Genomic DNA, 14097 nt, shown 5'->3' with positions numbered 1-14097 from the left:
CGGAATACCACTCGGCTTTGCCAACCGGTTCGCCAGTCCTCTGCGGCAAGTTCGTCGTGAGTTATAGGATGCCATTCTATAACTCACAGATGGGGCAGATTTGAGCGATATGGCGGATGGCACGACGCACAAGCTTCACCCTTCCGCCAATCCGGCATCTTCCAGTTGCTCCCGATCCGGCAAGTCCTGGAGCGTCTCCAGATCGAACGCCGTGAGGAACTGATCCGTCGTCACATAGGTGTAGGGCGCCCCGCGTCGCGGCGACCGCGGCCCGGTCCCGATCAAGCCGCGTGAATGCAGCCGACCGATCAGGTCGCGGCTGATCTCCTTCCCGAATATGTCCTTGAGTCCGTCGCGGGTGATCGGCTGGTGATAGGCGATGGCCGCCAGCACGGCGACATCATACTCCTGCAGACCAAGGTCTTGATCGCCCACATCCGCCGCCGTCCGGATCGCTGGCGCATAGGCCGACCGCGTCCGCAACAGCCATCCGCCAGCGACCTTTGCGAGCTCGAAGGACCGTCCTCCGATGTCGGCGATCAGGTCTTCAATGAGGCGTTCGACCGAGACCCCCTGCCCCACCACCCGGGCCAGGTCCTCGCGCGGCACCGGCGAGGCGGAGGCGAAGAGAACCGCCTCGATCCGACGCATCCATTCGCGCCAGCGCAACTCGGCAGGGAGGTCGTCCAACTCCCGGTCGAGCGTCTGATCTGTGTGATCCTTGGCCATCACTCAGACCCCATAGAGCCGGAAGGTGTCGCGCCCGGTCAGCTCGCGCACAGCGCTCAACTCAACCAGCCGGTCGCAGAACCGACGTGCCGCGCGATCGGAACGCAGCGAGATGAGCGACGCCGGCGCGACCGCGTCTCGGCTCAGGAACAGTGCCAAAGCCTCATCGGATCCCTTCGCCCGGAGCTTCGGCGCGACGGCCCGGAGCCGCTCAGCGCGCCGGGCCAGATCGGCGGCCTCGCGCGTCACCTCGTTTGCGGCCACCAAAATCGCCCGATGGCAGGCCAACCGCAGCTCTTCACCCGACTTCCGCATATCGGCCCGCTTGAGACCGAGCGCGAGGAGCGGCAAGACATGGCGCCACCCGAGCGCTTGCGCCAAAGACGCGTCAGCCAGGATCACTGCCGCGACGAGACCCCGCGGTCGATCCGCGAGAACCGCCTGCAGCACGGACGCGGCACGTGGGACCGGCGTCCCCTGCCCCGCATCGAGCCAAACGGCGATCAGCTCCGGCTCCAGATCAGGAAACGCGCGGTGCACAGCTTTGACCGAGATCGGCCGCTTCACTGCCTGCTGCCACGCTAGATAGACCTCGCCCGCCGGTCCGGGGCTGTCGCCGGGCTGCAAGAATGCCACCGCATCGCGCAACTCCGCTGTCCGTTCCGGTCGTCCTGAGAGGGTCACACAGGCCTCCGCCGCCATGAGCGCCAGCCGTGCCCGAAGCAAGGACTGGGGGATGTCATCTCGGCTCAACACAAGATGCAGATGACTGAGGGCTGCCCCCGACAAAAACGCCACATCTTCAGGGGTTTCGGGTCGGCCCGAGGTGACCCAGGACGGCATTGTGGGTAATGTGTCGAAGCTGTCAGCGGCATAGGTCATGCCACAAGACTATCCCGCAACGGCGCTTTTGCCTACCAGATAGTGTAGAAACCGCCCCACCCTGCGGGTCTCAGCTATGTCCAATAAGTTTGCATTATCGGACATGAAAAGATATGCTCCGCGACATGTCAGATAACACCGAGAATTCGAGCTCCGAGGCGGCAAACGGGTCTTCAGTCAACGAGGACAACGAGAGAGATCACCCGGACGGAGAGGCCTTGAGCCTCCCGTCGTCTTTGGCCGGATCCGGCGCGCTCGACCGCTTGGTCGAAACCGCTCGCGACTACGCACGTGCCGCGGCTTCAGAGAACACGCTGAAAGCCTACGCGAAAGATTGGACGCACTTCGCGCGCTGGTGCCGGATGAAGGGGGCTGAGCCGCTGCCGCCGTCGCCGGAAATTATAGGGCTTTACCTTGCCGATCTGGCCAGCGGCTCCGGCCCCTCCCCTTCGCAGGCGGCGTCCCGCCCCCTGTCGGTCAGCACCATCGACCGGCGCCTGTCCGGACTCGCCTGGAACTACGCACAGCGCGGCTTCACCCTCGACCGGAAAAACCGTCACATCGCCACGGTGCTCGCCGGGATCAAGCGCAAGCACGCGCGGCCCCCTGTCCAGAAGCAAGCGATCCTGGCCGAGGACATCCTCGCGATGGTGGCCACCCTGCCCTACGACCTGCGCGGGCTGCGGGATCGCGCGATCCTGCTGCTCGGCTACGCCGGAGGCTTGCGCCGCTCGGAAATTGTCAGTCTCGACGTGCATAAGGACGACACACCGGATTTCGGCGGCTGGATCGAGATCTTCGACAAGGGCGCGCTGCTCACCCTCAATGCCAAGACCGGTTGGCGCGAGGTCGAGATCGGCCGCGGCTCCAAGGATCAGACTTGTCCCGTTCATGCGGTCGAGCAATGGCTGCACTTCGCGAAGATCGACTTTGGGCCAGTCTTCGTCGGCACCTCGCGCGATGGCAAACGCGCATCCGAAACGCGGCTCAACGACAAGCATGTCGCCCGCCTGATCAAGCGCACGGTCCTTGACGCTCGCATCCGATCCGAGCTGCCAGAAAAAGAACGCCTGGCGCTGTTCTCTGGCCACTCGCTGCGCGCCGGTCTCGCCAGTTCGGCAGAAGTTGACGAACGCTATGTCCAGAAGCAACTGGGGCACGCCTCGGCCGAGATGACCCGCCGCTACCAGCGCCGGCGCGACCGGTTCCGGGTGAATCTGACCAAAGCCGCCGGCCTCTGACCCCCTGCCCCATCACGCCGCCTGACCGCTGAGCCTGCCGTAGAAGCTGCGCTCGAGATGCAGCTCCCCTGCCCCGGCCTTCTCGACCATGCCGCGCAGATAGCCGCCCGGCGAGGACACTTCGCCCGCGCAATGCTTCTCGAAGACAAGCGCAAGCGCCGCCGTCGCCACCTGTTTGCCCAAGCGGTCCTGCGCCACGTTCCAGGCATGCTCGGACACCCCGATCATCGGCCTGAGTTGTCCGGCAACCCGATGCAGATCGCCCCAGTCCTTCAAGAATCCGCCCATATTGCGCGCCCAGGATGCGAATTCGGGACAAGCTTGCATGACAGTGGGCAGATCCAGCGCAGCGCGCTTCTTGCGCACTTCGGCAACCCATTCTTCCAGATCCCTATCAACCTGATCTTCGGGCTGAGCGTTGGGCACCACGGCCGCGACTTCCTCATGTTCTGAGGAATTACTAGTTACAGGATTAAGTTGGTTTGTAATTAGTATATGAGGGTCAGAAATGACCTCCCTGGGGTTCATTTCTTGAGTCTTCTTGAGAACTTGCTCCTTGGTTTCCGGCGTGTTTTCCACAGGTTGGACGACCTCGGTTGCCTTGAGATAGGCAGCCTCTACACGCTCCTGAAGCTCTTTGAACCACGTCAAGAGCCGAGCAAGCTGCTCGGAAGCTTCATGGCGGCGCGGCAGCCGGTCCAGAAGCTCCTGGAAAAGGCCTGTGAGTTGCGTCCAGGGCCCTCGCAGCGCGCTGCTGACCGCAGCCTCGATCCGAGCGCGGATCATACGGCGTGCCACCGTGATCTGACGCTTCAGGCGCTGGCAGAGCTCGCGTTCGGCCTGCAACTCGGCATGGAGCTCCTCGAACTCCTCGACGCGTGCCGACAGCGGCGACAGATCGAAGCCGTAGGCCTCGATTATGCGTCCATCGGCGTCCCTGCGGCCCCAACGCTTGCCGTTGGGGCTGTCCTGGAAGGAGATCACGCCGGTCTCTGCCAGGCGTCGGGCATGGCGTTTCAGCGCAGAAAGCGAGAAACCCGTCTGCTCCATCAAGTAGGCGTTCGACGCCCAAACGATCGGGCGTTGCCCCTCCTCCCAGTCCTGGGCTTGGGTAAAGGCCCCGAGCGTGTCGAGGAGCATCATGTCGCCGGCCTTGAGGCCGATATGTGCCCCAACCCGCTTCACGGCGACAAAGGCCCGCGTTTTGGGTACAGCTATCTGTTCACCGGCTTGGGCAAGCTGCTCTGCAATGCCAAGACCCGGTGTCGGCTTGCGCCAACCTGTATGTTTCATGCCTGTTTCTCACCTCCAGTTATGTGGAGGCAAAAGAAAGCCGTTCGCCGAAGTGGCGTTCTTGTTGACAGTGATTCGTGGGAGAGATATCTTCTAAGCGACCAAACTTTTCAGATTAGCTCTCAGGCCACGCTGCTTGGGGGCTTTTCTTTTGCCTAGATCATTGTTCTGACTGCTCCTCTTTCGTCGAGAGGAATTCGCTGTACAGCTGATCAAGCCGACCCGAGAGAAAGTCCCCGAACTCAGTTGAATCTTGTGCCGTAAGCGAAATGCTGAATGCCTTTCCGGACCGACCGATGACGCCCTTGATGCGGCCTTTGCCGGCAGTCCAGGTTCGTTTCTTGGGCATGGCACGCGTTTTTCGGCGCTTCGGCGCCCTGCCCGCTTCTGCCAGCTTGCTGTGCAGGAACTCAAAGCGAGCATCACTGTCGAGGTTCTGAAACCCGTCGAACTCCAAAGCTTCCTTGAGGATCTTTTCATTCGATGGTTCCGAAGCCAACTTCTTGAAGTCTTCCCAGCGATCACGCCCAATCTGCTTGGCCGGCCCAATCTGTTCAATGACGTGCCGAGGGACGTTCTGCGCCACTGACAGCATCCGTGAAAGCAACGTCCCATCGATGGTAAGGGCGGACTGGATCACGTCCTTTGCTTGCCCCATATCCAAGAGGCTCTTCGCAAATAGGGCCTTCTCAATAAAAGAGAGATCTGCGCGCGCAGTGTTTTCCTGCCCTTGAGCAAGAATGTGAGCCACATCGTCCATTGGTTTTACAACAGCGCGAACCTTACGGCCGAGCGCCGACGCAACTCGCACACGGCGATGCCCGAAGACGATCATATAGCGGCCATCCGCTTCCGGATGTGGTCGAAGCAATACCGGTGTGTCCTGGCGACCCGCTGCGATCGATGCTTTCAGTTCGTCGAAAGCAACATCGTCATCACTAAGCCGATCCGAAACGAATGACACATCGATCAATTGCGGATCGATCTCGACAATGGTTTCGCCTTCAAGGAGACGCTTCGAGTTCTCTGCAAGGCTATCAATCGAAACCTTCATCGATTTCGAAGCACCGCGCATTGCGTATCCAGAGCGACCGGCATCCTTGGGCTGCTCCGTCGAGCCGGCCATGACGCTCTTCAGGAGGTCTTTGCGAGCCATCAAGCCATCTCCTTTTCGTCAGAATCCAACTTACGCGCTGCGCGCATTTCGACAGTTGCACGGCTGTCAAAACTGGCTCTCTGCACGGCTGTCAAAACCTCAATCATTCACGCCCCCAAGCCTTGTGGATCAGTTCGGCGATCTCGTCGTTCACGTCATTCAAAGATGTCACTGCGCGGTCGTAAGTAGTCCGCACGAACTGAGACCGCTCAACTTCGTAAAGCGTCTGTTTGGTGATCCCAGCGTCGGAGATCGCCGTAGATTTTAGCACAGGAGCCGACAGCATCTGATTTGGAAACATCGCCTGGAGGAACCCAACCATCTGCTTCTGGGGGCCGTCCGTTGGTTCAAATCGCGTTACAAGGTAACGGAACCACTTCAGGCGCATGTTCGCTCCAGCGTCACGGATCGTCTTCATGATCCCGCCCAGCATCAGGAGAAATTGGCTCATCGACATGACGTCCAGCATCTGAGGATGGACCGTCACAATGACCGAGGAAGAAGCCGTGAGAGCAGTGAGTGTGAGGTAGCCCAGCTGAGGAGGGCAATCGATCACAACCACGTCGTAGCGGTCATCAACCTCGCTAAGCGCCTTCGATATACGAGTGAAGAAGGTACGGCCCTCATGGGGATCGCTGCTCGTCAAAGCAACCGGGGTATCGTATTCGTACTCTTGAAGCTCGAGACTTGCCGGAACGATATCTAGGTTGGGAAAGTTTGTTGGCCGGATCACCTCTGTGATCGGCTTGCGCTCGTCATCATACCGAAGTGTCTCGTAGAGCGAAGGCACGTCGTCGAGTTCAGGCTGAATGCCGTGCAAAGCTGTGAGAGAGGCTTGAGGGTCCAAGTCGATCGCAAGAACTCGATGCCCTTTCAACGCCAAGTGCTGCGCGAGGTGGGCGGCGGTAGTGGTCTTTCCCGAGCCTCCTTTGAAGTTCACGACAGACACGACGTGCAGTTCTTCATCAGATTGCCGATAGGGGACATAACGGCGCTTTCCGGGGCGGCCATGCTTGTCGAGATAAGCTCTCAGTTCCAGCATCTGCTCGGCCGAGTAGCTGCGCCTCCCGGACGACGATGTTTCAGGTTCAGGACCTTTGCCTTCGAGATGAAGCTTCTTAATGGTCGACTGCGTCACGCCGAGATAGTAGGCAACCTCGGCCAATGAAAACTGACGTAGACCTTTTTGAGCGTCCGGAGGATACTGTTCCTGCCGCAACATATTGAGGCGGTCGGAAATCAACTCTCCTTGCTGTAGGATGATCTCGTCGAAGGATTGATCCTTCGTATCAGCCGCAAAAGACCGTTCTCGCATCCGCCTGTCCTCTAAATATCGCTTTTTCAGCGATTTCGCTCTTTAAAGTGTCATCTACACGGAAAAATGAGTCTTAACAACGATTTTCACCCGATGGCTCGAACTCCACCGAGACACCTGCTGGCTTAGATGTTCCGACAAATTGTAGTGATCGCGGAAGATGGCCGCCCAATATATGGGAACTTTTGCGACATCAGCAGATCAGAAGCTGACCTAAACTTCGCGCCTAATCCGACGCAACTATTTGTTTATATTAACTTATATATCTTTGCACGGCTGTCAAAACGGAACCAACTCGAGGCATAAACGCGCCTGTGCAAGCCCGGAACACCAAGACAAGGAAGCAGTATGAGACAGCATGAACTTAGATCCGATCTGCAATCATTTACTGCGGCCAAGCGTATCGACCAGGGTACTCTAAAACATAAGCAAGTCGTACCAGAGGGAAGATAAATAGCGGGAATCGGCTGGGTAGCCCCAGCCGATTCTATGCTTCACGCGGCGTCTTTGGGACCCCAGGGGATCACGGCCTGCAGGGACAGATCGTCCTGGTTCGCGGCCTTGCCGAGGTTGGCGTTGAAGCCGTGGTCGCGGATGGTCAGCGTGTAATAGTCGGCGCCGGTCTCCTTGTTCTGCTTCTTCCAGATGCCGCCGCACTCGACCAGCTTGCCCCGCGGGGAGCGACCGAGGACGCGGTGCGTGGGGGCCATCGGGTTCGTGCTCGCGACGGGTTCGACCGTGATGTCGAGGTCGAAGGTCAGGGTCGAGATGGAGCCGACGCCCTTGGCGGTTTCGATGTCGGCGCTGGTGAATTTGATGCAGTTCGTGGTCATTGCTCTTCTCCTTGTTTGCGTTGCAATGATGGTCACCTTGCAGCTGGCCAAGGCCCGGCCACACCGAAGGCGAAGCGGAGCGGAGAGGGGCAGGTGCCGGTCTTTTTGCCTCGCGAGGAATGACCCGCAGGGTCAGGGGAAAAAGATCGGCGACAACCTTTGTGGACGGGACGACAGCTGCGACCAGCATGTCATGCAACTCAGACAAAGGGAGAAGTGCTGTGGCCGCGAAGGAAGGTGGGTGAACTGCCGAAAGCCAAGAACGCCGAAGCGACCCTTGCACAGCCGCGCCGATCTTTCGATACACACAACGACCGGTCGCAACGCAACACCGGCCCGTGTTCTGTTCCTCGCTCGAGTCTCTAGAGGCCTCAAGCAGAAAGTAAACCGACAGGCTGAAGAAGATGAAATGCCAGGGCGAGGACACGCGCATCTGTTCCCGACGGCTTCAATCCCGGCCGCGTTGCGTACTTCGGGGATGTCCCGCATAGCAGCGCGAAACTGAGCAAACGATGCATGAAGCTCGGAAGATCAGGCAATAGCTCGGGTCCGCTCCTATCCCGATAGGTGTCGGCATAAGTGAAGAGGATAAGCTTTTGGACGGCGCAACACCGAATGTGGTTACCGAGGATGGCCTGCGCGATCTGCTCTCAGATGGCTACCTCATCGAGGTGATCTGCAACCAGACTGCCGAGAAGCGCCACAACAGTTGGTATGGCTCCTGGGTCGTACGAGGTGACGAAGAATGGCCAGGATGCGAAGATGCTTGTCACAAGCCCAAGCGTCTTCAAATTGCGCTAGTTCAAGACGATCGTCGGACTCGTCAGTTTCCTGGCCGACATGGGGTGCCTTTCGGCGAACATCCCGCTGATCGCGGGACGACGTGAGCGTCAGGATGGTTCTGGATGTCCCGCGACAGCGACCAACTAGAAATGTTCATCCACAACCACGGCAGTCTAGCAGACGAAATCCCGCAGAACTGCGCACCTCTGCGAACTCCTAGAGCGAACCGCACAGGGCACTCTGACTGATGTCATGGTAGAACCGGGGCCTAAGCCCCGATCCTTTTGATGCGGATCCCGAGCTTGCGGGCTTTGTCGACGATGTTTTCTGTGATGCCCGAACCGGGGGTGGCGATCAGCCCTTGGGGCATGGTCTCGAGCATCTTGTCGTTGCGCTTGAAGGGGGCGGCCTTGCCGTGGCTTTTCCAGTCGGGTTTGAAGACCACCTGGGTGACACCACGGGTATCTGCCCAGCGGGCCGCGATCATCTCGGCGCCTTTGGGCGTGCCACCGTGCAGCAGCACCATGTCGGGGTATTTCGCAAGGGTGGCATCGAGGACGGACCAGATCAGGTCGTAGGCCTGATAGTCGCCGCCCGAAAAAGCGATCCGCGTGCCTTCGGGGCAGTGCACCTCGGTCTCCTTGCGGCGCTTGGCCGAGAGATAGGCCCGGCTGTCCACCACGGCGGAGGTCAGGCCGCGATGCGAAACCTTGGATCCGGTGCGGGGCAGCCAGGGCGAACCAGTTGCGGCCGAAAAGTGGTCCACAGCGAGATCGCGCATCTGCTCGAAAGCGTCGCGATGGTCCCAGAGTTTCAGCCCGATCATCTGGAGACGCTCAAGCTCGACCGAAGCGACCTCGGAGCCATCCTGGATCGCCAGACTTTCCCGGACCTCGAATTCGTTGTCGTCGAGGAGCTTCTGGATATGGGTCAGCCGGCGATGGAAGATCGAGGTGAGGGACCAGAGCATCTCTTCGAGAGTGTCTTCCAACTGGCTGCCTGTGAGGAGGCCGATGGTGGTGTCAAAGAGGGTCGCCATGGCGAGTTCAACCTCGTCGGGCTGGGGCAGGGGGCGATGATCGGTCTCGCCGGGCCCCGGCGTTGCGCCGTGAAGTGCCAGGTGGTCGAGGATGGCGGAGGTCACTCCGGTTTCCTCTTGGATGTCGGTCTGATGGGGCATTTTCTGGTTCCTCTGATTGATCTGACCCGATTTGGATGGGGCGATAACAGGACCGGCGGCGACCGGGCCGCATCCGTCAGGATCGGAGTGCAGCGGAGAATGTGACCCGGGCCGGAAAATTGTTCCCGCGAGGAATGGCCCGAAGGGGCAGGGGAATTTTCTGGTTCGGGGCGCATTGCTGCCCGGGCGAGGGGCACTCAGCCCCGACCCGCCGGTCCATCGCTCCCCTTATCCAAACGGGATCAGATCGAGCCCGCGGAACCTTTGCCCCCTCAGTCATCACGAGTGGAGACAGGCGCTCACCCGTCCTCGATCTCCAGACCTTGTGCTTTCATGGCCTTGAGCAGGGACCGGCGCAGCGCATCCTTGCCAAAAGCCTGCAGATCGTCGTTGAAATCGTCCATACTCGGCACTAGGTCACCACAGGCAATTCCAAGCGATTCCAGTTGGTTACGCAATCTCATGGATGCATTGCGTCCCGCTTCGTCATTGTCCCGTGCGATCCAGATACGCTTGATGCCCGGCGGCGGGATGAAGAGGCCGAGGTGGGTGGCGGTGAGGCAAGAGGCGAGGTCGAACTCCGGGAGAGCCGTGCCGACCGAGAGGGTATTCTCGAGACCTTCGCCGACGATGAGATCAGAGCGCGCCTTGCCGGACCAGAAGCGGATGGCATGGCCATAGAGCTGCCCGAGGACCCGTTTCGGGCTCTCGATCACGGCCAAGCTGCCGGTGGACGGGTCGAGGTAGAAGCGCGCGCATCCGGTGATCTGACCCCGAATGTCGGTGATCTTTGCCAGCAGGGCAGGGGCTCTTTGCGGCAGATCGGCATCGTCCTCGTCCCGCCGCAGAAAGACCCGCGGGTGATAGCGGAGGGCCGGACCCAGCCGTGTGATTCCGCGTCCTTGCAGATAAGTGGCAGCCAGAGTGCCAAGAACCGGCTTGCCAGCGGCAAAGAGCTTCCGCGCTCGCGCAATGCGTTTGCTGGAGGCAGCATCGGGGCGCTCAGCCCTTTGGGTTTCACGAGATGCGGCAGGGCAGGGGGCCTCGCCGAGAAAGGACCGGGCCTCCCTGAGCGTTTCCTTGAGTGTGACCGACCCAAGCCGCTCGTGCAGCAAGTCGATCAGGTCGCCATATTCACCCGTCGCGAAATCCTGCCAGGATCCGGCTTTGCGCCCGTCCTGCGCCTGGAGCCGGATGGCGAGGCTCTGGCCCTTAGCACCCGCGGTGTCGCCAACCAGCCAATAGTTGCCCTGCTTACGTCCCTCGGGGAAATACTGGCGGCAGAAACTCTCGGCCCGGTCTGCAAGATCGGCCGAGAGGTCTGCGATACTGCGCTGCGCGCTCATGCGGCAGCATCCGCGGCGCTGGCGCCAACCGGATGCTCGGCAAGCACCCGCGCCAGCACGTCAATGCCATCCACCGGGATGAACACCCGCGTCTTCCACTGGATCACCTCGGTGAAGCAGCCCAAGGCCTTCAATCCGGACAGGGCCGCGCCCGAGGCGCCAATGAGTTCAAGTCTCGGCTGTCCCATGACGAGCGACCTGCGCAGCTGGTAGCCGCCGAGGAGGTTCAGGGTCGTTCTGGCGTCCATCACGGCCGCGAGCACCTCCTGCGGCGACATCTCGATCTGGCAGTCGAGCCCAAGGCGCGCATAGACGTTCAAGAGTTGCTCCTGGCTGACCAGACGGCCGATGGCGCGTTCCCCGTCCTCGGTCTGCAGACGATAGATGCGCATGTTGTCGACCGGCAGCCGGTCCCAGATCGGCAGAAGAAGGCCGCAGATCAGTGTGATCTTCGAGGTGGTGAACTCCGGCACGGCATCGACCTCGGTCTGCCAAAGGTGCTCAAACATCGCGTCATCGATCTCCTCCCAGTGCGAAGTCGAGAATTCGCTGGCCGCGAGGATCTCGGTTCCCATGGGACGCAGCAGTTTCACGCGCAKGATCGGAACACTATCCTCATCCATGAAGGCCGGCGCCTTGACCATCAGCGCCGCGCGCTTGGAGATCTTGTTCCAGCAGAGCGTCGCGCCGTCCGTGTTTGCGCAGATCAATTTGACGCGGGGCAGGGTCAGCGGATCGTTGCGATCGGTGCGCTCCACGGTCAGGGCGGTCGCCGTCGCGCCCGTCGCCTCATGCTCGAAGATGACCTTCCGGTCGATAATCTCGAACTTTTCGGCGCGCAGGGTCTCTAGCCCAACATCGAGCGTGCCTGCCTGGCGAGCGTCCTCGATGATGGCCGAAAGGAAGGTGCCAAAGGCCTCGAAGATTGCGTCCTGCATATCGATCCGCAGCGCGAGACAGCGGTTCAGGAACTGCTGGATCGGCGGCAGGTTCTCCTTCATCGTGCCATCCGCCTCATCGAGCGTCAGCCCGGTCATCTCCTGGAACTTTGCGTAGGAGCAGGCATCGATCTTGCCCGCGCGCAGCTTGTAGAAAAACTGCCGCAATGCGGCCCGCGCATAGGGGCTCTCGAGGTTGTCTTCGGCGCGGAACATGTTCTGGCCCCCAGTCTCGCGCTGTCCCTTGGTGATGGCCCCAAGCGTGTCGAGGCGGCGCGCGATGGTGGAGAGAAACCGCTTCTCACCCTTCACATTGGTCGCGACGGGCCGGAAGAGCGGTGGCTGAGCCTGATTGGTGCGGTTCGTGCGCCCCAGCCCCTGGATCGCGTTGTCGGCTTTCCAGCCGGGTTCAAGGAGGTAATGCACCCGCAGGCGCTGGTTCTTGGCCCCAAGGTCCGCGTGATAGCTGCGCCCCGTGCCACCGGCATCAGAGAAGATCAGGATGCGCTTGGCATCATCCATGAAGGCCTGCGTCTCTCCGAGGTTGGAGGAGGCAGGCCGGTTCTCGACCTTGAGCCGACCCTCACGCGTCTTCACGATGCGCCGCTTGCGCCCCGTGACCTCGGCCACCGCATCGCCCCCGAAATGCCAGAGGATCTGATCGAGCGCGCCCTGCACCGGGGCGAGGGCCCCAAGATGTTCGACCAGATCGTCCCGCCGCCGCTCCGCCTCGCGGCAGAAGATCGGATTGCCATCGCCATCAAGGGCAGGGCGCGAGCGCAGATCGCCGTTCTCGTCGGTGTAGGGCTCAAACAGCTGCGTCGGGAAGGAATGCATCAGGTAGTCCATGATGTTCTCGCGCGGCGTAAAATCGACCTGCAGATCGTCCCAGTCCGAGGGCGGAATCTCCTCGAGGCGGCGTTCCATCACCGCCTCGCTGGTCGAAACCACCTGAATGACCGCGGAATGCCCCGCCGCCAGGTCCGCTTCGATCGCGCGGATCAGCGAGGGGCATTTCATGGCGGTGATGAGATGGTTGAAGAAACGCTGCTTGTTGCTCTCGAAGGCCGAGCGTGCGGCGGATTTGGCCTGGGCGTTCAAGGTACCGGTCTCGGAGGAAATGCCAGACGCTTGAAGGGCTGCCTCGAGGTTGGTGTGGATGATCTGATACGCATCGGCGTAGCTGTCATAGATTGCGATCTGTGCGGGTGAGAGCTCATGCACCAGCATTTCGTATTCGACCCCGGCGTAAGAGAGGGACCGCGCGAGATAGAGCCCGAGCGCCTTCAGGTCGCGCGAGATCATCTCCATGGCAGCGATGCCCCCGGCTTCCATCGCCGCGACGAACTCTGCCCGCGTCACGAAGGGGAAATCCCCGGTGCCCCAGAGCCCGAGGCGGGAGGCGTAGGCGAGATTGCCGACGACCGTCGCGCCGGTCGCCGAGACATAGAGGACTCGTGCATCGGGCAGGGCATTTTGCAGCGCAAGACCAGCGAGACCCTGCTGCGACGCGCGTCTGTCGCCGCGGTCGGACTTTTCGCCAGCGGCATTCGCCATGGCGTGGCTTTCATCAAAGGCGATCACCCCGTCGAACCGATCCCCGAGCCAGGACGTCACCTGGTCGAGGCGGGAGGCTTTGCCCTCGCGTGTCGCAGAGCGCAGGGTGGCATAGGTGACGAAGAGGATGCCCTCGGGCAGGCGGATATCGCTGCCTTGGCGAAACTTCGAGAGCGGCACGATATCGCTCTCACGACCCCCGAGCGCGATCCAGTCGCGGCGCGCATCCTCGATAAGCTTGTCGCTCTTCGAGACCCAAACGGCCCGGCGACGCCCTGTGAGCCAGTTGTCGAGAATGATGCCCGCCACCTGCCGCCCTTTGCCGCAACCCGTGCCATCGCCCAGGAACCAGCCCTTGCGCAGGCGGAAGGCACCGTTGTCGCCCTCAGACGCGGCCATGAGCTGGCCTTCGATCTCGCCGCGCTTGAACCAGCCCTTGAGATGCGTCTCGTGGGCATTGCCCGCATAGATGACGCTCTCAAGCTGTGGCGCGGAAAGGCGGCCTTCCGCGACGAGGGATTTCGGGAGGCAGGGCCGATAAGTCGGCACGGGCGGCGGGACCGAGGCCATGGCGGCGGATTGCACCAACGCGGTCGGATGCTCCGCCGCGCCGTCGATCAGGATCGCCTGCAGGTCGTAAGCCTCGTAGACCGTGTCCTGCAGCGCGCCGTGGGGCTCGCTCCAGGCTTTCGGCGGGTAGTCGAGGGCGGTGGTTTCGACATCGTCAAACGGATGCCGTGCGCGTTCTTCGGCAAGGGCGCGGGTTTCCTGGCGCGCGGCGTTGCGCAGAGCTTGCAGGTTGGTGCGGATCGGGCGGTTCGGCACCGCCAGAGCCAAATTGGTG

At 61.2% G+C, this 14097-nt stretch carries 11 protein-coding genes; 2 read left to right on the top strand and 9 right to left on the bottom strand.

The genetic code is table 11. The features are described 5' to 3' along the window. Window positions 1–135 precede the first annotated feature (135 nt). A complete protein-coding gene (locus GKC28_RS17970) occupies window positions 136–729 on the bottom strand; it encodes an SMC-Scp complex subunit ScpB (protein WP_174148395.1) in 594 nt (197 codons plus the stop codon). Between the two features lie 3 nt (window positions 730–732). Beyond that, window positions 733–1611: a DUF1403 family protein gene (locus GKC28_RS17965; RefSeq protein WP_174148394.1), complete on the bottom strand. Its 879-nt coding sequence runs from the start codon at window positions 1609–1611 to the stop codon at window positions 733–735. Between the two features lie 113 nt (window positions 1612–1724). Here GKC28_RS17965 and GKC28_RS17960 point away from each other — a divergent pair, with 113 nt between their 5' ends. Continuing rightward, window positions 1725–2852, top strand: coding sequence for a tyrosine-type recombinase/integrase (locus GKC28_RS17960; protein WP_174148393.1), 1128 nt, complete (start codon window positions 1725–1727; stop codon window positions 2850–2852). Window positions 2853–2864: 12 nt separating this feature from the next. Here GKC28_RS17960 and repC read toward each other — a convergent pair whose 3' ends face one another. From repC to GKC28_RS17940, 4 genes are all read right to left on the bottom strand, one after another. After that, window positions 2865–4145 carry a plasmid replication protein RepC gene (repC, locus tag GKC28_RS17955; protein ID WP_174148392.1) on the bottom strand — a complete coding sequence of 427 codons (1281 nt, stop codon included), beginning with the start codon at window positions 4143–4145 and terminating at the stop codon, window positions 2865–2867. Window positions 4146–4305: 160 nt separating this feature from the next. Beyond that, window positions 4306–5301 carry a plasmid partitioning protein RepB gene (gene repB / locus GKC28_RS17950; protein ID WP_174148391.1) on the bottom strand — a complete coding sequence of 332 codons (996 nt, stop codon included), beginning with the start codon at window positions 5299–5301 and terminating at the stop codon, window positions 4306–4308. Between the two features lie 103 nt (window positions 5302–5404). Further along, complete coding sequence (repA, locus tag GKC28_RS17945; protein ID WP_174148390.1) at window positions 5405–6616, bottom strand: plasmid partitioning protein RepA; 1212 nt, start codon at window positions 6614–6616, stop codon at window positions 5405–5407. A gap of 494 nt (window positions 6617–7110) precedes the next feature. Then, a complete protein-coding gene (locus GKC28_RS17940; protein ID WP_017470241.1) occupies window positions 7111–7449 on the bottom strand; it encodes a DUF736 family protein in 339 nt (112 codons plus the stop codon). A 596-nt stretch (window positions 7450–8045) separates the two neighbouring features. Here GKC28_RS17940 and GKC28_RS17935 point away from each other — a divergent pair. After that, a complete protein-coding gene (locus GKC28_RS17935; RefSeq protein ID WP_254604298.1) occupies window positions 8046–8336 on the top strand; it encodes a hypothetical protein in 291 nt (96 codons plus the stop codon). A gap of 164 nt (window positions 8337–8500) precedes the next feature. Here GKC28_RS17935 and GKC28_RS17930 read toward each other — a convergent pair whose 3' ends face one another. The 3 genes from GKC28_RS17930 to GKC28_RS17920 form a co-directional block, all read right to left on the bottom strand. Next, window positions 8501–9412, bottom strand: a complete 912-nt coding sequence (locus tag GKC28_RS17930; protein WP_174148389.1) for a DUF2493 domain-containing protein — start codon at window positions 9410–9412, stop codon at window positions 8501–8503. Window positions 9413–9711: 299 nt separating this feature from the next. Further along, window positions 9712–10758 (bottom strand): toprim domain-containing protein, encoded by a 1047-nt coding sequence (locus GKC28_RS17925; RefSeq protein ID WP_174148388.1) that lies wholly within the window; start codon window positions 10756–10758, stop codon window positions 9712–9714. Next, a partial coding sequence (locus GKC28_RS17920) for a strawberry notch family protein (RefSeq protein WP_174148387.1) occupies window positions 10755–14097 on the bottom strand: 3343 nt, incomplete at its 5' end. The genes GKC28_RS17925 and GKC28_RS17920, both read right to left, overlap by 4 nt.

It is taken from the genome of Leisingera sp. ANG59 (genome assembly GCF_013317235.1).
Classification (GTDB): domain Bacteria; phylum Pseudomonadota; class Alphaproteobacteria; order Rhodobacterales; family Rhodobacteraceae; genus Leisingera.
The sequence above is the reverse complement of the archived record's forward strand: the minus strand, read 5'-3'. Positions and strand labels throughout refer to the sequence as shown.